Origin of the sequence: Arthrobacter agilis (genome assembly GCF_030816075.1) — a bacterium.
GTDB classification, from domain to species: Bacteria; Actinomycetota; Actinomycetes; order Actinomycetales; family Micrococcaceae; genus Arthrobacter_D; species Arthrobacter_D agilis_E.
In genome coordinates this window covers 3,102,131-3,120,973 of record NZ_JAUSXO010000001.1, presented here as the reverse complement: position 1 = coordinate 3,120,973, position 18,843 = coordinate 3,102,131, and the positions used below count along the sequence as shown (strand labels likewise).

The window sequence follows — 18,843 nt, the reverse complement described above, 5'->3', positions numbered from 1 at the left end:
GATCAGGCGGACGGGGCGCCGTTCTCCTCGATGGCCGTCCGGAGAATCGGTGCGAGGCGCCGCACTCCCTCGACGATGTCCTCGGGGGACACGGCGCTGAAGGCCAGCCGGAGCTTGTTGGACGGCTCGTCGGACGGCGTGAACGCGGCGCCGGGGATGAACACGACACCGGCGTCGATCGCCGTGTACAGCAGGGGATAGGTGTCGATGCCCTCCGGGAGGGTGACCCAGACGAAGAACCCGCCGTCGGGGGTGGTCCAGTGCACGCCGTCGGGCAGTTCTTCCGCGAGGGCGCCGAGCATCGCGTCGCAGCGCTCCCGGTAGAGGTCGCGCATCGAGTGCAGGTGGCCGCGCCAGTCGTACTCCGTGAGGTAGGCGGTCACGAGCATCTGGGTGAGCGGTGACGGGCAGAGCACCACGGCCTCGCAGGCGAGGTAGAACCGCCGGTAGAGGTGCTTTGGCACCAGGGCCCAGCCGAGCCGCACGCCCGGTGCGAAGATCTTCGAGAAGGAGCCCAGGTAGATGACGTCGTCGGGGTTGCCCGCCCGCATGGGCTTCAGCGGCTCGCCGTCGAAACGCAGCATGCCGTAGGGGTTGTCCTCGAGGACGAGGATGTTGTGCGCACGGCAGATGTCGACGACGCGCTGGCGGCGGTCGGTGGCCATCGTGATCCCGCTCGGGTTGTTGAAGCTGGGGATCGTGTAGAGCAGCTTGATGGCGCGGCCCTGCGCCGCGAGTTCGGTGATGGTGCGCTCGAGCTCGTCGGGGATCAACCCGGCGTCGTCCATGGGGATGGTGACGACGTCCACCTCGTAGGCCTCGAACGTGTTGAGGGCGCCCACGTAGGTGGGGTCCTCGCAGAGGATCACGTCGCCCGGATCGCAGAACACCTTGGCCGCGACGTCCTGCGCCGACTGCGAGCCGGTGGTGATCACGACGTCGTCGGGGCTGGCACCCTCGATCCCCTCGGCCGCCATGACGTCGCACACCAGCCGGCGGAGCTCCTCCATGCCCTGGCCGCCGCCGTACTGGAGGGCCTCGAGGCCGTGCTCGGCGATGATCTTCTGGGCGGTGCGCCCGAGGTCCTCCAGCGGGAGGGATTTCAGGTAGGGGCTGCCGCCGGCGAGGGAGACGAGCCCCGGGCGGATGGAGATGTCGAAGACGTCCCGCACCGCGGACTGCTTGATGTTGGCCGCCCGCACCGAGAACAGTGCGTCGTGGCGGTTGGCGGAATCGACTGCCCGTTCGAGAGCTGCTTCGGTCTCGGCGGGCAGGAGGTCGGCGGGGGCTTCGCTGGAGGACGTCACGCCCAGAGTCTAGGCGGGGGTTCACCGACAGGCAACAGGTGTTGCACAGCAGTGCGCCACCGACGGCCTAGACCCAGCCCGCCTCCCGCGCCTTCAGGGCGGCCTGGAAGCGGCTCTCCGCCCGCAGGGTGTCCAGCATCCACGCGATGTGCCGCCGGCAGGTCCTGACGTTGATGTCCAGGCGACGGGCGATCGACTCGTCGGACAGGCCGTTGGCGAGTCCCTGGATGATGGAGCGCTGCAGGCTGCTCAGGGGGGATTCGACCCGCTCGGGGGCGAGGAAGGACTCGCTGATCTCCCAGGCGACGTCGAACAGGAGGGTGAAGATGTTGATCAGGCTGGAGTCCCTGATGACCAGGGCGGCCTTGTCGTCGCGCGTGAGCTGCCGCCCCACGAGCGCGAGTTTCTCGTCGAAGATCAGCATGCGCAGGGGGATGAAGGGCAGGACGCCGAACTCGCCGCCACCGGCCACGATCGCCTCGACGGCCCTGCGGGTCGGCACGTGGTCGCGCAGGCTCGTGTCGTACAGGGTCCGCCGTCGCACACCGTTCTCCAGCAGTTCGAGGTCCTTGCGCACGCTCTCCTCGTGCACGTCCGCCGTCGAACCCTGGCCGGGCTGGGCGATGTACACCTTCTCCGTGACATCGCGCCCGTAGTCGATGAGCACCCGGTGGATGAGGTGGGGGTCCTCGAGCGTCTCCACGGAGGTGCTGGCGAGGACGCTCTTGCGCGCTTCGAGGAAGGTCGGCAGGAGGCTGGAGAGCTCGCGTCGCCGGCTGCTGATGCGCGCCTTGAGGTCCTGCAGGGAGCGTTCGTCCGCGTCGACGAGGTCCGCGAGGGCGACGTCGGGTGACACCGCGACGAGGCCCTCGGGCTTGCCTGCCTCGGCGCTGAGCAGCCGGCGGTCGGAGAGCTCGGCGATCGCGGCCTCGATGCGGCGCAGGGTCAGACCGAGGGCTTCCGAGGCCTCGGCGCGCGTCCAGCCGGGATGCCCGACGGCGTACCGGTACACCTCGAGCGATGTCGCATCCAGCATGAGCAGTCCTTGTCCGGGCCACCGGGTCGCTAGCGGCATCCTTCACGAAGCGAAAAACATGACATGTCCAGTTAATGACAGATCAGGGTGGCTGGCAATTTCGCGAGACCGAAGGCGCCGTCCAGGCCCGCGATTCCGCGGATTTCCCGACTGCGAAGCAGCGTATCAGCCGCACGCGCGGTGTGTCCGAGTCCTGTTTGCGCCATGTCCACAACCGGCCACCCGTACGGCTGGACACTGCCTCCCGCCGCCAGAGATTCTGGGTGAGCCGGTCCACAGGGAAGCCCGAGAGGGGCGACCCTCGGGAAGCCCGGGCACTGCGGACGGCAGTGCGGAAACAGCTCGACCTCCCGGAGAACGGGTCAGGAAGGATTGCCATGAAGAAGGTATTCAGCGTAACTGCGGGCCTGTTGATCGTGGTGGGAGCTGTGGCGCCGGCAGGGCAGTCGATCAGCGCGGCAAGTTGGGACTGGCCCAAGGGCCAGATCACGGCAGGCAGCTGGGACTGGCCGAAGTAAACAGGGAGATCCCGGACTAGAGCCCGGGATCCCCACCCAGAGCCCGCCCCAGCGGGGGTGATCACAGACCCTGAAGGAGAGAGCCATGAGCCAGGTGACTGCCGTTCGAACCGCCTCACGAACGGTCGTCAGCACTCAGTGGTGGCATCTCTCCCTCTCGACGGGTGGCTTCGATGTAGCGGACGGCATCATCGAAGAGCTGGTCACCCCGCTGGTGGCGCAGGCCCAGGCGCTCGGCGCCAAACGCTGGTACTTCAACCGGTGCGAGGACGCATCGACGGGGGTCGTCAGCCAGATCAGGCTGAGCATCCATGCCCACCCCCGGGTCCTCGAACGCCTCCGGGCCTTCCAGCGGGTCCTCCAGGCCCGTAGCGCCCGCACGCTGCCCCTGCTCGCCGTGCGCCAGCAGATCACTGCTCCGGCCAGCAACACCTACTATTCCGGCGGCCAGGAGCCGGCCGATCCCCAGTTGGAGGCCAACCTCGTGAAGTACGGCGGCGTGGAGGGACTCCATCTCGCCGAGGAGGTCTTCGAACTCAGCTCCGAGCTGGCCATCTGGGCCAACCAGCGCTTCCCCCGCATGCAGAGCCGCTCCGCGCTCGGCTCCCTCGTGCTGTTCGACGCGGCCCAGAGCATGATGCGCGGTCCCCGGTCCGCGGTGTGGCCGGACCGCCGCCGGCTCTCCTGGGACTTCTACTGGGACAGCCACCTGCGCACCTGCACGGTCGACGTCGGCCCGCGCGCCGCGGGCGTCCGTGAGGCGATGACGGCGCAGGTCGCCTCCAAGGCGACCGGGTTCCATGCCCTGATGGCGGCCACCGCCTCGGAATCCGCCGTGCAGAACTGGCGACGCCGCTGGTTCCGTGCCCTCGACACCTACCTCTACCGCGCGGACAAGGTCCGCGTCAGCCGCAGCGCGCAGCACCTCACCGTGTACCAGGCGCACATGGCCCTCAACCGGCTCGGATTCGTGGCCCGGGAAGAGGCGGCACTGGGGCTGTACGCGCGGACCTGGAAGCCCGGGCCCACCGCATGACGAGTGCCCCGGATCCCCTGTAGGACGGCCCTGTCAGACCCCTTAGAGCGAAGGACGCATCATGAACGCAAGGAATACTGTCGTGCTCGCCCTCGACGAGGCGGACCTCTCCGAGGCCCTCGGCTGCTCGTCGGAGGACATCGAGTCCATGCAGAACGACGGCGTGCTGGAGTCGCAGGGCCAGCTCTGGGAGGTCGGGCCGGCGCGGGACTACCTGCGGGACGCCGTGTGGGCGGACAGCCTCTGGCGCTGAGCGAGACTGAGCGGCGCCGAGCGGGACTGAGCGGAACCGAGCGGGACTGACTGGCGGCCGGTCCGCACCGAAGGCGAACAGCACGATGCCGGCGCGGGAGGCGCCGGCATCGTGCTGTCCCGGTCATGCTGTCCGGGGTCGAGCCCCCGATGCTGTCGGGACGTCCCCGGCAGGCATCAGGCGGCGACGGGTGCCACGGCTCCTGCGAGGGTGTTCAGCACGTCGGTGACCGCTCCGGCAACCTCCGCGTCGTCCTTCGGGTGCACCTCGGCGAAGCGCGTGATCGAGCCGCCGATGGAGAGCTTGGCGTCGTCGACCACGGACGCGCCGGCGACACCGAGCGCGCGGCGTGCCTCGTCGTGGGCCCAGACTCCGCCGTACTGGCCGAAGGCGGACCCGATGACGGCGGCGGGCTTGCTCGAGATGGCGCCTGCGCCGTACGGCCGGGACAGCCAGTCGATGGCGTTCTTGAGCACGGCGGGCATGGTGCCGTTGTACTCGGGCGAGACGAGGAGGACGGCGTCGGCCCTGGCGGCGGCGGCGCGGAGGTCGTCAGCGGCCTGCGGGCGGTCGGTGTCGTTGTCGATGTCCTCGTTGTAGAACGGGATCTCGCTCAGCGCGTCGAACGTGACGACGTCGACGGCGTCGGGAGCGTGCTCCGCGGCGGCCTCGGCGAGCTGGCGGTTGATGGAGCCCTCCCGCAGGCTGCCGACGAGGGTGAGGATCGTGGTGGACATGGGTACTCCCGGGGTTGGGTGACCGCGTGGTCAGGGCTGGCAGGGAACGCGGCGGCCGCGTCTGCACAGAACAAGCGGACCACGGTCCGTTTTATTCCGCAGCTATAGTTGCGGCATGCAGGGCGAGGGATTGCTCCGGGTCACGGGCGACGACGGAGAGCGCACGGACGCGGCGCGCAACAGGCGTCTCCTGCTCGACGCCGCCGCCGAGATCGTCGCCGCCTGCGGGCCGGACAGGTTGACCACCGATGCTGTGGCGCGCCGCGCAGGGGTCGGCAAGGGGACGGTCTTCCGACGCTTCGGCAGCCGCGCCGGCCTGCTGCACGCCCTGGCCGACGAGGCCGGGCGCTCCTTCCAGCAGGCGTTCATGGCGGGGCCGCCCCCGCTCGGTCCCGGAGCGGCTCCGCTGGAGCGGCTCATCGCCTTCGGGGAGGCGAGTATCGGCAGGATGCTCCTCGACGGGCAGATCCTGCGAGCCGCCGAGCAGCGGGGCGGACCGGACCCCGAACATCCGACGCAGCAGCTCATCCGGCTGCACCTGGCCATGCTGCTGCGCGAACTGGAGGTCCAGGACCCGGAGCTCGCGTCCTACCAGCTGGCCGCCTTCCTGAACGCCGGGCTCCTGCTCCATCTCCAGGAGCACCGGGGCATGTCCGACGCCCGTCTCGCCGCTTCCTGGCGCGTCCTCGTCGTGGGCCTGGCGGCGGCGCGGGGCCGCGCATAGCAGTGTCCGAGCCCCCTTGTACACTGGCAAAAAACACCGGCATCCCGCGCGGTGCTGACGTGAGGCTGGTGTGGGCATGGAGGAGATACCCGAAGAGATGTCCGGGTTCTTCGGGGCGGTCGGCGGCAGTGTGCCCGGCCCCCACCTGCACATGGTCGCGCAGGAGGTCCAGGCCCTTCCGCCCTCGGAGGCCGCGGCCCGGCTCCAGGATCTCCTGGTGGACCACCCCGACGTGCAGGCGTTCCTCCAGGAGCTCGCCGAATTCGCCGCGGCCACGCTCGGCCGGGACGGTGACACCTACTGCGGCGTCACCCTGCAGCGCTCGGTGCACGAGCAGCTGACCGTCGCCAGCAGCGACGCGAAGGCCCGGTCGATGGACGAGGTCCAGTACGAGCACGACGACGGTCCATGCCTGCATGCCCTGCGCGTCCACGACGAGGTCTTCATCCCGGACGTCCGCTCCGAGGGCCGATGGTCCGGATTCATGGAGCACGTCGCCACGCGCGGCGTCGGCGCCATGTTCTGCCTGCCGCTGGATCTCGAAGGGTCGGCGCGTGCCGCCCTCAACCTGTACGCCGAGGACGCCTCCGTGTTCAGCGACGACTACCGGCGGGTGGCGCGCGCCTTCGCGCTGCAGGCGTCCCAGGCCCTGAAGCTGGCCGTGCGCGTCGCCCAGCAGGCCGCGACGGCGGAGGACCTCCACTCCGTGCTGCAGTCCCGCACGGAGATCGACCTCGCCGTCGGCATCATCATGGGCCAGGACCGCTGTACGCAGAAGGAGGCCTTCGACAAGCTGCGCCGCGCGTCCAACGCCCGCAACGTCAAGGTCCGCGTGCTCGCCGCCGGAATGGTCGCCGGGTTCAACGGCTCCATCCCGCGCGCCCACTTCGAGCCTTCCTGACGGTATGGGACCGACGCCGGGCACGGTGGCGACCGTGCTCGTCGGATTCGGCCACGGCGGCCGCGTCTTCCACGCCCCGCTGATCGCCCATGAACCCGGCCTCGAACTCGCCGCCATCGTCACGCGGAGCCCCGACCGCCGGGCGGAGGCCCGCGCCGCCCATCCGGGCGCCGTCGTCACCGCGACGCTGGAGGAGGCGCTGCGGGCCGTGCCGGAGGTGGGGCTTGCGGTGATCTCCACGCCTCCGAGGACGCACGCGCCCCTGGCTGCCGCGGCGATCGGCAGGGGACTGCATGTCGTGGTGGACAAGCCCTTCGTGGTGCGTGCCGCGGACGGCGAGCGCCTCGCCGATGCGGCACGGGCAGCGGGCCGGCTGCTCGTCCCGTTCCACAACCGGCGCTGGGACGGCGATTTCCTGACCGTGCAGTCGCTGGTCTCCTCGGGTGCCCTGGGCCGTGTACGGGCCTTCGAGTCGGCGATGGAGTCCTGGAAGGCGTCCGTCACGAAGCCGTGGAAGCGGGACGCGACGGCGGACGAGGGCGGGGGAGTCCTGTACGACCTCGGCCCGCACCTCATCGACCAGGCGCTGGTGCTCTTCGGTCCTGCTGTCCCGGTCTACGCGGAGCTGGGAACGGAGCGCGAGGGCGCCGCCGCGGAGGACTCGCTGTTCCTCGTGCTCGATCACGAGGGCGGCGTCAGGAGCCACCTCCACGCCGGGACGCTCGTCCCCCTGGCCCGGCCCCGGTTCCGCGTCACGGGCACTGCCGCGGGTCTGACCATCACGGGCTCCGACCCGCAGGAGGATCTGCTGGCGGCGGGCGTCCGCCCGGACGACCTTCCCGCCGCGGTCGGCACTCCCGGCGCAGGCGGCGGTCGGGGGCAGCTGGCGCACGCCGGCCGAGCCGAGCCGCTGCCGGTCGGCCCGGGCGCCTATCCGTTCTTCTACGCCCGTCTTGCCGCCGCTGTCAGGGGTGAGGGCCCTCCGCCGGTGGAGGCGGAGGACGCCCTCGCGGTCACGCGCATCATCGAGCAGGTCCACGCGTCCTTCCCGGCCCGGAGCAGCTCCGAGTAGATCCGGGCCCCGGCCGAACCGGACGCGTGCGGAACCGGATGAGTGCGAAACCGGATGAGCGCCGACTAGACGAGTGCCGCCCAGTCCGCCGCCAGCTCGAGGCCGTGCGCCTGCGACACCGAGTGGTGGGCCACCTGGCCCGCGGCGACATTCAGTCCGCGGGCGAGTGCCGGGTCCGCCTCGAAGGCTGCCCTGACGCCCCTGTCCGCCAGTGCGACGGCGTAGCGGAGCGTCACGTTGGTCAGCGCGTAGGTCGAGGTGTTCGGGACGGCGCCCGGCATATTGCCCACGCAGTAGAAGAGTGAGCCGTGGACGGTGAACGTCGGGTCCTCGTGCGTGGTCACGCGGGAGTCCTCGAAGCACCCGCCCTGGTCCACGGCGATGTCCACCAGGACACTGCCGGGCTTCATGCGGGCCACGAGGGAGTTCGTCACGAGCTTCGGGGCCCGGGCGCCGGGGATGAGCACCGACCCGATGACGAGGTCCGCCTCCAGCACCGACTTCTCGATCTCCAGCGAGTTCGACGCGACGGTCTTCACGCGGCCGGAGTAGAGGGCGTCGATCTCGCGCAGGCGGGCGATGTTGATGTCCAGGATGGTCACCTCGGCGCCGGTGCCCACGGCCATCGCCGTCGCATTGGTGCCTGCGACGCCCGCTCCCAGGACGACGACCTTCGCCGGGCGGACGCCGGCGACGCCGCCGAGCAGCAGGCCGGGGCCCCCGGCGGGAGCGGTCATGACCTGTGCGCCGACCTGGACGGAGAGGCGTCCGGCCACCTCGGACATCGGCGCGAGCAGGGGCAGGGAGCGCCCGTCCTGCACGGTCTCGTAGGCGATCGCGGTGACCCCGGCCTCGAGGAGCGCCCGCGTCAGCTCGGGCTCCGCGGCGAGGTGGAGGTAGGTGAACAGGATGAGCCCCTTGCGGAACCGGTGGTACTCGGCGGCGACCGGCTCCTTGACCTTCAGGACCATGTCCGCGCGTGCCCACACGTCGTCCGCGGCGTCGACGAGCTCCGCGCCCGCGGCCTCGTACTCGGCGTCCGTGATGCTCGAGCCCACGCCCGCCCCGCGCTCCACGAGCACGGTGTGCCCGTGGGCCCGGAACTCATGGACGCCGGAGGCCGTGATGGCGACGCGGAACTCGTTGTTCTTCACTTCTTTGGGGACGCCGATGATCATTGGGTTCTCCAGGGTGCGATCGGGCGGACGGGGATGATCCCAGCATAGGGACCCCCTCGACCATGCCGCCGTCCGGTTTCGCCACGGTTCGCGGGGTCGACGGCGGGCGCTGTGCTGTCCCCTGCCGCCGGTCCGCGGGACGACGGGCCCGGCGCCCACTGTGACCCAGGGCACTAGCAGGCGTAGCCGTGCGTCGCCATCGACAGATGTCGAGTCCCGGGGCGGCAATTGTCGTCCCCGGTGATCGGCCCGCCTATGGTGGAAGGGTGCAGAACCAGGCCATCGACGAGGTCGTCGAGTCGATCGCGCAGTCGCTCGGACGCGATCTCTCCCTCGAGGACCCGGACGGCGTCCTCCTCGCCTACAGCAGCCACCATGGCACGGCGGACCGCGTGCGGGTCAATTTCCTGCTGAGCAAGCGGGTTCCCGCCGACGTCAGCGAATGGCAGCTCCTGCACGGCATCGCCCAGGCGGTGCGCGCCGTCGCCGTGCCCGCGAACGAGGACCTCGGGATGCTCGCGCGGGTCTGCGTGCCCCTGCTCGTCCGGGGCTTCCGGGTGGGCTACCTCTGGGTGCAGCAGCAGTCCAGTGAGGATCCCGCCTCCGGGATCCTTGCCGCGCTGCCCGCGGTGCGCCCGATGATCGACCGCCTCGCCGAACTCCTCCTCGAGACGGACACGGCGTCCTCCGAGCGCCGGACACGGCGGGAAGCGACCTTCCTCGCCGCCTGCCGCGGGGTCGCGGCCGCGGTCGAGGAGTTGCGCGACTGGCGTGAGCTCGGCGGGAACGGCCCCTGGCGTCTGGCGGTGGTGCACGAACCGTCGGCCTCGGCCACGCCCACCGACGGCGACGATCCACTCGAGGCGGCGCTCCTGCAGCGGACCCTGGCGCTCCAGGCGACGGTCGGCGTCGCACCCGTACTCTTCAGCGCCGGTGCCTCCGGCTTCTCGGTGCTCCTGTGCGCGGCCGGGATCGGTCCGGCGGCGCTGCAGCAGGTCCTCGACCGGTGCCGGACCGTGACCGCCAAACGGGCAGGGCGGCCGGCGGGCCGGATCGTGCTCGGGCTGAGTGGGCCCGTCGCCGACCCCCGCGATCTCGCCGAGGCGTTCCACCAGGCCCGGCACACCGTACAGGCGGCGGCGGTGGACCCGCAGCTCGGCGACGTGACCTCCTACGCGGACATCGGCGTCTACCAGTTCCTCGGGGCCGTGGGATGGCAGGCTCCCGCGCACGGCAGCGTCCACTTCGCCGAGCTGGGCGAGGCCGACCACGTGGACGAACTGCTGCCGGTCCTGGAACTGCTCTATGACAAGAACGGCTCGGTGCAGGACGTCGCCGCCCAGCTCCACCTGCACCGGAGCAGCGTCTACAACCGGCTGACGAGGATCCGGTCCGTGATCGGCGTCGACCCGCTCGCCGGGATGGTGCGGCTGGAGCTGCACCTCGCCCTCAAGGCCCGCCGGTGGAGGGCCCGTCCACGGTTCGAGCTCACCTAGGTGGAGCCCCTGCCCGGCAGCGCTCTAGCGTGCCGCGCCCGAATCCGTCCCGGGGACTCCCTCGTCGCCTGCGGGGGCGGACAGGGGTTCCCTGCGGCGCAGCTGCCCGCGGAGCCATTCCTCGACGTCGGACCGCCGGAGGCGACGGTGCGATCCGCGGTACTCGACCGGCAGGGTGCCCGCGTCCGTGAGCTTGCGCAGATAGCTGTGCGAGATCCCGGCGAGCTCGGCCGCCTGGGACGTGGTCAGCAGTTCGGCCACGGAGGTCACCTGCACGGAGTCGCCGTCGGACAGGCGCGCGAGGAGGTCGACGACGGCGGCCTGCGCCTCGTCCGGGAGCCGGTGCGCCGTGCCGTCCACGAAGACCGTCACGTCGGCGCTGTCGGTGAGCGCGCGGCGTAGGGGTCCCGCCTGCTCGGGTGGAAGTGCTGCTGCGGATCGTGGGGCCCTGGCCGTCATGGGGCCATTGTGCCAGCAGGAGTACTCCGCCAGTAGTCGGGCGACCTGCGATGCGGTGTCCACCCTTCCGCAATGAGTACTGCGGAGCTATCCTGTGAGTATAAGTTCCCTTACTACTTGCACCCAATGTCGGTTGCAAGACGGAAACGGTGAATCCCATGACAACTCTTGATCACGGGCGTAGCCTACGCCTGAGCGAATCCCCCTCCATCCTCGGCGAAAAGGGTGAGATTCCTTTCTGCCCCACCTGCCGCACCGATGACTACCTGATCTTCGAAGAGTTCGTGCCTGCACGCCAGGCCGGACACTCCACCAGGCTCCTCCCGGCCAGCGCGAGCTACACCTGCTCCGAATGCGGCACCTTCAACGCCCACGCGGTCCCGCCGTCGTGGCGTCCGCCGCAGTGGTTCTGGTACAGCTGACCGTTGCCCCGCCCGACCCCCCCCGCCCCTTCGACGCGCCCTCGAAACCGCCCTGTCCTGACGCTTGACCTTGACGCGACGTCAATTCATAGGCTGAAGGTCTCCCGGCGCCGATCGTCGGGAGAGGGAGGAAGAGGTGGACTATCCGATCAGCACCGTCGCCCGCCTGACCGGCACCACGAGCCGGACGCTGCGCCACTACGGTGATATCGGCCTGCTCGCACCATCCCGGGTGGGTACCAACGGCTACCGGTACTACGACTCGGCAGCGCTCGTGCGCCTCCAGCGCATCCTGCTGCTGAGGTCCCTGGGGTTGCCGTTGCCGGCTATCGGCGAGGTCATGGCAGACACCCGCGCGGAAGCACCGGCGTCGGCCCTGCGTGCCCACCTCCAGGTCCTCCGCGGCGAGCAGGAACGGCTCGACCGGCAGATCACTGCGGTCCTCACCACGGTGGAGGCCCTCGAACGGGGAGAAGAACCCATGCCAGAAGACATGTTCAACGGATTCGACCACACGCGCTACCGGGAGGAGGTCGAGGAGCGGTGGGGCCGTGACGCCTACGCCGACGGTGATTCCTGGTGGCGCAGCAAGACGCAGGAGGAAAAGGACGCCTTCGGGAAGGAGGTCGCGGACCTCAACGCCGACTGGACGGCCGCCGCGACGAGGAACATCGCGCCCACGGGTGAGGAGGCGCTGGCGCTCGCCGGCCGGCATATCGCCTGGCTCGCAGGCATCCCCGGGACTCCGCGCGGAGCGGACGGCTCACTGGCCCGCGAGTACATCCGAGGGCTGGGGGAGATGTACGTCGGCGATCCGCGCTTCGCCGCGAACTACGGCGGCCGGCAGGGCGCCGAGCTCGTGCAGGCAGCGCTCGGGGCGTGGCTGGAGCGCCAGGACTGACCCGAGAAGCACCGTGCCGTGCCGGGAGGCGTGGCACGGTGCCGCCGGTCGCCGGGTGTACGGGCTACCAGAGTCCGACGGCGCGGTCGCGTCCTGCCCGTTTGGCCCTGTAGAGGTTCCGGTCGGCTTCGCGCAGGAGGGTGTCCGACGTCGAGCCCGGCACGCATGCGGCGAAACCGAGGCTCGCCGTGAGGCGCAGTCCGGAATGGATGTGCGGCCACCGGAGCCCTCGGACGGCGGACAGCACCTGCTGCGCCACCTGTTCCTGATCGGCGTGCTGGCGCAGCACGAGGAGGAACTCCTCGCCGCCGATCCGGGCCACATGCCGCACCCCGGGGCATGCCTCGAGGCAGGAGGCGACGGCGACCAGGACGTCGTCGCCCGCCGGATGCCCGAAGCGGTCGTTGACCTGCTTGAAGTGGTCGAGGTCGAGGAGCGCCAGTGAACCCGTCGACGGTTCGCTGCTCTGCCATGTGAGGACGACGTCGGGCAGCGAGTCCTCCACCCAGCGCCGGTTGCGCACCTTGGTGAGGGGGTCCACCGCGACGGCGGCTTCGGCCTGCTCGGCCCGCGCGAGGGCCTCGGTGACGTTCTGCTCGGCGAAGAGATGATCCACCTGGGAGCGTCGGGCCTCGATCCACCGGCTCCGCGCCGCCTGGTGGAACTGGCGGTGCAGCTCGTAGGCGAGGCGGAAGTCCGCGCCGGAGGCCGCGATGGCAGCCCGTTCCTCGAGGATCATGGAGGCGACTTCCTCGAGTGCGTGACGCGCGGTGATGCGCTCCGCCCTGTCGAGCGCAGAACGCGCGGCGGGGAGATCGCCGACCCCGTGATGCGCCTGCGCCAGCAGGAGCATCCTGATGGCGCGCGTCTCGGGCTGCAGGTTCACGGGGTCGTCGTCCGCGGACCGCTCGAGCACATCGAGGGCGTCCCAGGGGCGCGTGTCGGCCAGATGGCCGCGGGCGAGGACGTCGGCCAGCTCGGACTCGAGGTCGGGGGAGGCGGCGATCGCCGCCTCCAGCCGTCGCATCCAGAAGCGTGCTTCGTCGGGCATGGCCTCGTCGAGTGCGGCGTGGAACGCGTTGGACGCCAACTGGCCGAGGAGCACATGATCGTCCAGCTGCTCGGCGAGGGTGAGTGCCCTGCGGGACACGTCGAAGCCGTGCTGCAGGAGGCCCGCGCCCAGGAGGCCGAGGGCCTGGCGCGTCAGCAACTTCGCCCGAAGGCGGGGCAGCTCGGAGCCGTCCAGCAGGGAGACGGCGATCGTCGCCTGTTCGGCCCCGGACCCCGAGTGCCCGGCGACGAGGTCCATCATCGCGATCAGGGCATGGCAGCGGCTTGCCAGCCGCGCGTCGCCCTGTTCACGCGCCCACTCGAGGATCTCCTGCCCACGCGTCCGCGCCCCGGGGGCACCCTCGGTGCGGGCCAGCGCATCGAGGCCGGTCACCTCCGCCCAGAAGGCCACATCGAGTCGCCCGAGGTCTTCGGCGATACCGCGGATCTCGGTGGCTTCACCCACCACGCGGGGGAGGTCCGCGCTGATCTCCATTGCTTCCAGCAGGGCGGTGAGGTCCCGTTCCTGTGCAAGACGAAGGGAACCGCCTTCGATCACGGCGTCGTCGTTGGGCATGCATGCTCCTGGTCGTCGAGGCAGCGCTGAAGAACCGACCTTGGAGGAGTGCTGAGACCATGGTGCGCGCTGACGTGCCGGTGATGCCGGCGAGTCCAGTCTGCCGTGGCACGACCCTTCACTCAAGGGTTACGGCCGCTGTCTTCGTAACGAAGTGCAACTATCCTGCGCCGCGTAGAACGTCCGGCGCCGGACGCCCGCATCACCTATGCTCCTATCCTGGAGCAACCACCGGAGAGTTCTGCCCGACGACGGGAGGAGCTCCGGGTGACACCGGGAGGACGGGTGACCACGGACAGCAGTGCCGACCAGCAGGGGCTGGTGGGCCGGGCCGCCGATGCCGTCGAGCAGGCGACCGATACCCGCGCTCTCGATGTGGTCGCGCGGCTCGGCTTCGCCGCGCTCGCTGTGGTCCACATCCTGATCGGTTTCATCGCGGTGCGCCTCGCCTTCGGCGGCAACGGCGAGGCCGAGCCGACCGGGGCCCTGGAGGAAGTGGCCGAAGGGCAGCTCGGCACACCGGCCCTGTGGATCTGCGCCGTGGGATGTGCGGGCCTGGCCCTGTGGCAGCTCAGCGAGGCCACCCTCCGGGCGCGGCACCTGCCCACCGGCAAACGCATCGGCAAGCACATCTCGTCCGGCGCGCTCGCCGTCATCTACGGATCGATGGCGGGGACCTTCGCCCGGTTCGCCCTCGGCGACGGACCCGATTCGTCCGAGTCGACGGTGGACTTCACGCGGACCCTCCTGGCCTCCGGCATCGGGATCCTCCTCGTGTTCGCCACCGCCGCGGTGGTCCTCGGCATCGGCGTGCACTTCGTGGTCAAGGGGCTCCGCCGCGGATTCCGGCCGGAGCTCCGGAAGTTCGAGGACACCCGCCGCGGACGCCTGATCGAGGTGATCGGCGTCGTCGGCCATGTTGCAAAGGGGCTGGCGCTGCTCCTCGTGGGTGGGCTGTTCGTCCTCGCCGGCCTGCACCGCAATCCGCAGGAGTCCACGGGACTCGACGGCAGCCTCAAGGCGCTCCAGTACCACCCGATGGGCGTGTACGTGCTGACGATCATCGCGATAGGGCTCATCTGCTACGGCGTCTTCGCCGTCGTCCGCGCCATGTTCGGCCGCATGTGAGCGGTGCGGGGCGCGAGCCGAGGACCTGCCGCTCCTGCGGCCGCCGCATCGAGTGGCGGAAGAAGTGGGAGCGGAACTGGGAGTCGATCGCCTACTGCAGCGACTCCTGCCGCGCACGGAAGGTCAAGCCCATCGACGCCGCCCTCGAGGAGTGGCTGCTCGCACGCCTGGACGGGGCGCCAGGCGGGACGACGGTCGACCCGGCGGACGCCGCCGCGGCCGTCGCCACCGGTACCAGCACCGGCACCACGGGTCTCGGTGAGCCGGCCCGCAGCGCCGCCCGCCGCCTCGTCAACCGTGGCCTCGCGGAGATGGTGCAGCGCGGCGTCGTCGTCGATCCCTCGACGGCGAAGGGCCCGGTGACCCTGCGGGCACCCCGCTGAGGATTCCGCCGGCCCACCGGCACGTCCAGCGATGACGAGGGAGCCCCTCACCCCGGCGGGAGGATGCCGAGGGGGCTGGGAGCCGGTGCTAGGTCCGGAGGGGAGTCCACCCGGAGGGCAGCGCTCCGCGGATGGCCCCACGCTCGGTGTCCGCCGTGGCCGACCAGCCCTGTGCCGCCTGCCCGGTCCCGGCGGCGCCCCGTGCCAGCCTCAAGCCGACGTCCGGGTGGCTCATCCCCGGTGCTCCGCCCCGTCGCGTCGACGCGCGGACACTCCATGCCCTGTCCGCGAACCCTCCTCCGCGGAACACCCGGTAGTCCCCGTACCGGGCCGGATCGAGGAGGTCCCAGCACCACTCCCAGACGTTCCCGAGGGTGTCGTGGAGGCCGAACGCGTTGGCTTGCTTCGACCCCACCGGTCGGGGGGCCTCCACGTCGTCGTCGGCCGTCCACGCGATCCGGTCCAGGGGTCCGTAGTGCGGTCCGCTGCTGCCGGCCCGGCACGCGTACTCCCATTCGGCCTCGGTCGGCAGCCGGAACCCGGAGGCGCCCGTCTCCCAGCGCGGGCCGCTCCCATCCAGCGTGTAGGCGGGTTCGAGTCCCTCGCGGGCCGACGCCTCGTTGCAGAACCTGAGCGCATCCCGCCAGCTCACGTCCGTCACGGGGGACCGGCGGTGAGCACCACCGCCCCTCACCGCCTGGTACTGGGCCAGGGTCACGGGAACCACGCCGATCTCGAAGGGCTCCAGGTCGACGGTCCACCGCCGCCGACGCCGCGCGTCATGCAACTCCACCTGCCCGGCCGGCAGCGCACGGAGGTCGAAAGCAGTCACAGGGCAATGCTCCCACCGGTCATGACGGCTCGACGGCAGGACCGCCGTCGACGGACTCCTCGATTCCCTCCGGGCCGGATCTAGGCCAGGGCGCCGCGCAGCTCCTGGCACAGCTCGCCGAGGGCCTGTGGAACGGCCCTGCTGATCCGTGGGAACGCCATGAAGCCGTGGGGCATCCCGAAGTAGGTCGTCGTCCGCACGGCGGACCCCGCCTCCCGGAGGGCCGCGGCGTACCGGAGACCGTCGTCGCGGAGGGGGTCGTGTTCGGCCACCTGCACCAGGGCGGGCGGCAGCCCGGTCAGGTCGTCGGCCAGCAGGGGCGATACATAGGGGTGTCGCGGGTCCTGATCCTTGAGGTAGTGGGCGCGGAACGCCAGCATGTCCGCCTTCGTGAGGATCGGGGCGTCCGCGTTCTGCTCGATCGACGGGCTGGCCATGGTCATGTCGGTCGCGGGGTACACCAGCCCCTGGAACGCGATGGCAGGGCCTGACCGGTCCCGTGCCATGAGGGCGACGACGGCGGCCAGGTTTCCTCCCGCGCTGTCGCCCACGACGGCGACGCGGGACGTGTCGGCACCGAGCTCGGCCCCGCGGCCGACTAGGTCGACGGTCGCCGCGTACGCATCTTCTGCTGCGGCCGGCCACCGATGGCCGGGCGCCAGCCGATAGTCCAGGGACGCGACGACGGCGTGTGCGTCCCGGGCGATGCTGCTCGCGAACCAGTCGTACGTGTCGAGGCTCCCCGAGGTCCAGCCTCCACCATGGATGAACACGACCAGCGGGGGAGTCCCGCTCGACGTGGGCGGGTGGTAGATCCGGACCCCGATGGTGCCGTCGGCCCCGGCGGCCGTGGTGTCCCGAACGTCCACGCCCCGGGCGAACCCGCCGAGCAGGAGGTCGGTCAGCGGATTGTGGCCGATCACCCGGCGCTGGTCCGCCAGGATCTGCTCCTCGGACCGCCTGGTGACGGATGCCAGACCGATGAGCCGCCCCAGGAGCCTTGTTCGCAGGTCGATCTTCGTCATTCCTTACCCTTCCCGATTGTTGATACCCGGCACAGCAGGCAGGCCGCCGACAGGAGGTCCGTCGGCTTCGCGTCCGTCCGGTCAGACGGCCGACCAGCCGCCGTCGGAGGGCAGGATCGCCCCGTTGATGTTCACACCGTCGTCGCTCAGCAGGAACGAGATCGTGGCCGCGAGGTGCGCCGGGTCGGCGATGCTGGGAATGTTGACGCGGGCGCCCTCCAGGCGGGAGGAGCCGTACGCCGAGGGCGTTCCCGGCATGGGGATGCCGGTGGCGACGCCACCCGGGGCGACGGCGTTGATGCGCAGGCCTTCCTTCGCGTACATGAAGGCGGCGCTGCGGGTGATACCCACGACGGCGTGCTTGGACGCCGTGTAGGCGACGCCCGATGCGGAACCGCGCAGGCCCGCTTCCGAGGCGACATTGACGATCGACCCGCGACCGGCGTCGAGCATGACCGGCAGGACCGCCCGGGTGAGGCGCATGAGTCCCTCGACGTTGACGGCGAAGACCCGTGCCCACATCGCGTCGGACACCTCGTGCAGCGGACTGAAGTCGTCATTGATCCCTGCCACGTTGGCCAGGGCGTCGATGCGCCCGTCGGCGCCCGCGATGATCCGCGCTACGGCCGCCGTGTCCGTGAGGTCGGCCGCGATGGGGACGACCTGGTGCCCGGACAGGGAGGTGGCGAGATCGTCGACGCGGTCCGCGGCGATGTCGACGGCGAGCACGCGTCCACCCTCACGGGCCACCCGGGACGCGGTGGCGCGGCCGATGCCCGATCCGGCGCCGGTGACGATCATGGTGCGTCCCTCGAAGCGTCCCGGGACGATGCGTTCCTGCCAGACGGAAGCATCCAGGTCCGGGATCACGCCCCCGTTGACCTGCTTCACCAGCCCGTCGACGGCGGTCTGGGGCAGGGCACCCTGGCTCAGGGCGACCAGCTGCTGCAGGGGCATGGACCGCGCCGGGCCGAGCGCGGCCTCATCGGTGCCGGCCTGCGCCAGGAATCCCCGCAGGACCGGTCCGCCCTCGGGGTGGCCGAGCCACTGCTCGATCGTGCTGTGGGCGGTCAGGGTGACAGGCGTCTGCGCCATTGCTGGTCCTTCCGACGGTCCGCTAGGAGGGGTACTCGTTCCAGCAGGCTACATTCAACAGCGTTGAATGCCTAGGGTCCCGCCGCGGGGATCGTTCCTTGAAGCCGTTGCCGGGAGCGGCCCTGGCTCCGGAGCGAAGCCCTGGAGCTAGGGTTGGAGCATGATCGAGGGCAGGGCCGAGACGCGCACGGCGATCCTCCATGCCGCGCGTTCCCTGTTCCTCGAGAAGGGCTATGCGGGCGCCTCGGTGAGGTCGGTCGCGTCCGCCGCCGGCGTGGATGCCGCCCTCCCCATCCACTACTTCGGGACGAAGGAGGCCCTGTTCCTCGAGGCCCTGCCGTCGATGCCCGACCACCAGCCCCTCCTCGACGGGGACCCGGACGGCCTGGGCGAGCGCTTCATCCGGTACGTGCTGGAGGAGGACGGGCACCTGCGGCCCCTCTATCTCACGCTCCTGCGCGCCAGCGACGCCGGAGCCGTCGGCGAGCAGCTGCGACACCTCCACGAGACGACCTTCGTCGCCCCGCTGGAGACACGGCTGGCCGGCCCCGACGCCGACCTCCGTGCCCGGCTGGCCGCAGCCCTCGTCGGTGGGCTGATGTACGCGCTGTGGGTCGTGGGGGACGAGCGGCTGCTCGCCGAGGGGGAGGACGTCATCATCCGCCGGTACGGAGCCCTCCTGCAGCAGCTGATCGACCCGGCGTAGCCTTCCG

The 18,843-nt window shown here is 70.8% G+C and carries 21 protein-coding genes; 12 read left to right on the top strand and 9 right to left on the bottom strand.

Annotated elements, in window-relative coordinates:
• Positions 1 to 2: 2 nt before the first annotated feature.
• The gene (locus QFZ50_RS14680) at positions 3 to 1,307 is read right to left on the bottom strand and encodes an aminotransferase-like domain-containing protein (protein ID WP_307085393.1); all 1,305 of its coding nucleotides are present in this window, start codon (positions 1,305 to 1,307) and stop codon (positions 3 to 5) included.
• 67 nt (positions 1,308 to 1,374) lie between these two features.
• The gene (locus QFZ50_RS14675; protein ID WP_307085392.1) at positions 1,375 to 2,343 is read right to left on the bottom strand and encodes a LuxR C-terminal-related transcriptional regulator; all 969 of its coding nucleotides are present in this window, start codon (positions 2,341 to 2,343) and stop codon (positions 1,375 to 1,377) included.
• Between the two features lie 377 nt (positions 2,344 to 2,720).
• On the opposite strand from QFZ50_RS14675, the gene QFZ50_RS14670 reads away from it, so the two are divergent.
• From QFZ50_RS14670 to QFZ50_RS14660, 3 genes are all read left to right on the top strand, one after another.
• On the top strand, positions 2,721 to 2,861 hold the full coding sequence (locus QFZ50_RS14670) for a hypothetical protein (RefSeq protein WP_307085391.1): 141 nt from the start codon (positions 2,721 to 2,723) through the stop codon (positions 2,859 to 2,861).
• Positions 2,862 to 2,946: 85 nt separating this feature from the next.
• On the top strand, positions 2,947 to 3,897 hold the full coding sequence (locus tag QFZ50_RS14665) for a lantibiotic dehydratase C-terminal domain-containing protein (protein ID WP_307085390.1): 951 nt from the start codon (positions 2,947 to 2,949) through the stop codon (positions 3,895 to 3,897).
• Between the two features lie 61 nt (positions 3,898 to 3,958).
• Positions 3,959 to 4,150, top strand: coding sequence for a hypothetical protein (locus tag QFZ50_RS14660; protein ID WP_307085389.1), 192 nt, complete (start codon positions 3,959 to 3,961; stop codon positions 4,148 to 4,150).
• 176 nt (positions 4,151 to 4,326) lie between these two features.
• On the opposite strand, the gene QFZ50_RS14655 is transcribed toward QFZ50_RS14660, so the two are convergent.
• Positions 4,327 to 4,887, bottom strand: a complete 561-nt coding sequence (locus QFZ50_RS14655; protein ID WP_307085388.1) for an NAD(P)H-dependent oxidoreductase — start codon at positions 4,885 to 4,887, stop codon at positions 4,327 to 4,329.
• Between the two features lie 115 nt (positions 4,888 to 5,002).
• Between QFZ50_RS14655 and QFZ50_RS14650 the strand changes: the two genes are divergently transcribed.
• The 3 genes from QFZ50_RS14650 to QFZ50_RS14640 all read left to right on the top strand — a co-directional run bounded on the left by QFZ50_RS14650 (position 5,003) and on the right by QFZ50_RS14640 (position 7,584).
• Complete coding sequence (locus QFZ50_RS14650; protein ID WP_307085387.1) at positions 5,003 to 5,611, top strand: TetR/AcrR family transcriptional regulator; 609 nt, start codon at positions 5,003 to 5,005, stop codon at positions 5,609 to 5,611.
• A 76-nt stretch (positions 5,612 to 5,687) separates the two neighbouring features.
• Positions 5,688 to 6,512: a GAF and ANTAR domain-containing protein gene (locus QFZ50_RS14645; RefSeq protein ID WP_307085385.1), complete on the top strand. Its 825-nt coding sequence runs from the start codon at positions 5,688 to 5,690 to the stop codon at positions 6,510 to 6,512.
• Positions 6,513 to 6,516: 4 nt separating this feature from the next.
• A complete protein-coding gene (locus tag QFZ50_RS14640; RefSeq protein ID WP_307085382.1) occupies positions 6,517 to 7,584 on the top strand; it encodes a Gfo/Idh/MocA family protein in 1,068 nt (355 codons plus the stop codon).
• A 65-nt stretch (positions 7,585 to 7,649) separates the two neighbouring features.
• Here QFZ50_RS14640 and ald read toward each other — a convergent pair whose 3' ends face one another.
• Positions 7,650 to 8,762 carry an alanine dehydrogenase gene (ald, locus tag QFZ50_RS14635; protein ID WP_307085380.1) on the bottom strand — a complete coding sequence of 371 codons (1,113 nt, stop codon included), beginning with the start codon at positions 8,760 to 8,762 and terminating at the stop codon, positions 7,650 to 7,652.
• 266 nt (positions 8,763 to 9,028) lie between these two features.
• Here ald and QFZ50_RS14630 point away from each other — a divergent pair, with 266 nt between their 5' ends.
• Entirely contained in the window at positions 9,029 to 10,258 is a 1,230-nt protein-coding gene (locus tag QFZ50_RS14630; RefSeq protein WP_307085379.1) for a PucR family transcriptional regulator, read from the top strand.
• Positions 10,259 to 10,282: 24 nt separating this feature from the next.
• On the opposite strand, the gene QFZ50_RS14625 is transcribed toward QFZ50_RS14630, so the two are convergent.
• Complete coding sequence (locus QFZ50_RS14625; protein WP_307085377.1) at positions 10,283 to 10,717, bottom strand: helix-turn-helix domain-containing protein; 435 nt, start codon at positions 10,715 to 10,717, stop codon at positions 10,283 to 10,285.
• Positions 10,718 to 10,875: 158 nt separating this feature from the next.
• Between QFZ50_RS14625 and QFZ50_RS14620 the strand changes: the two genes are divergently transcribed.
• Positions 10,876 to 11,139: a hypothetical protein gene (locus QFZ50_RS14620; RefSeq protein ID WP_307085375.1), complete on the top strand. Its 264-nt coding sequence runs from the start codon at positions 10,876 to 10,878 to the stop codon at positions 11,137 to 11,139.
• A 136-nt stretch (positions 11,140 to 11,275) separates the two neighbouring features.
• Positions 11,276 to 12,040 (top strand): MerR family transcriptional regulator, encoded by a 765-nt coding sequence (locus QFZ50_RS14615; protein WP_307085373.1) that lies wholly within the window; start codon positions 11,276 to 11,278, stop codon positions 12,038 to 12,040.
• A gap of 64 nt (positions 12,041 to 12,104) precedes the next feature.
• Here QFZ50_RS14615 and QFZ50_RS14610 read toward each other — a convergent pair whose 3' ends face one another.
• Entirely contained in the window at positions 12,105 to 13,667 is a 1,563-nt protein-coding gene (locus QFZ50_RS14610; protein WP_307085372.1) for a GGDEF domain-containing protein, read from the bottom strand.
• Positions 13,668 to 13,934: 267 nt separating this feature from the next.
• Between QFZ50_RS14610 and QFZ50_RS14605 the strand changes: the two genes are divergently transcribed.
• The gene (locus tag QFZ50_RS14605) at positions 13,935 to 14,795 is read left to right on the top strand and encodes a DUF1206 domain-containing protein (RefSeq protein ID WP_307085369.1); all 861 of its coding nucleotides are present in this window, start codon (positions 13,935 to 13,937) and stop codon (positions 14,793 to 14,795) included.
• Entirely contained in the window at positions 14,792 to 15,178 is a 387-nt protein-coding gene (locus tag QFZ50_RS14600; protein WP_307085367.1) for a DUF2256 domain-containing protein, read from the top strand. The genes QFZ50_RS14605 and QFZ50_RS14600 overlap by 4 nt, the downstream gene beginning before the upstream one ends.
• A gap of 88 nt (positions 15,179 to 15,266) precedes the next feature.
• Here the strand turns inward: QFZ50_RS14600 and QFZ50_RS14595 are convergent, their stop codons facing one another.
• The 3 genes from QFZ50_RS14595 to QFZ50_RS14585 all read right to left on the bottom strand — a co-directional run bounded on the left by QFZ50_RS14595 (position 15,267) and on the right by QFZ50_RS14585 (position 18,130).
• Entirely contained in the window at positions 15,267 to 16,010 is a 744-nt protein-coding gene (locus tag QFZ50_RS14595; protein ID WP_307085364.1) for a formylglycine-generating enzyme family protein, read from the bottom strand.
• An 80-nt stretch (positions 16,011 to 16,090) separates the two neighbouring features.
• Positions 16,091 to 17,035, bottom strand: coding sequence for an alpha/beta hydrolase (locus tag QFZ50_RS14590; protein ID WP_307085362.1), 945 nt, complete (start codon positions 17,033 to 17,035; stop codon positions 16,091 to 16,093).
• A gap of 81 nt (positions 17,036 to 17,116) precedes the next feature.
• The gene (locus QFZ50_RS14585; RefSeq protein WP_307085360.1) at positions 17,117 to 18,130 is read right to left on the bottom strand and encodes an SDR family NAD(P)-dependent oxidoreductase; all 1,014 of its coding nucleotides are present in this window, start codon (positions 18,128 to 18,130) and stop codon (positions 17,117 to 17,119) included.
• Between the two features lie 160 nt (positions 18,131 to 18,290).
• Between QFZ50_RS14585 and QFZ50_RS14580 the strand changes: the two genes are divergently transcribed.
• A complete protein-coding gene (locus QFZ50_RS14580; RefSeq protein WP_307085358.1) occupies positions 18,291 to 18,836 on the top strand; it encodes a TetR/AcrR family transcriptional regulator in 546 nt (181 codons plus the stop codon).
• The last annotated feature ends 7 nt before the right edge of the window (positions 18,837 to 18,843 follow it).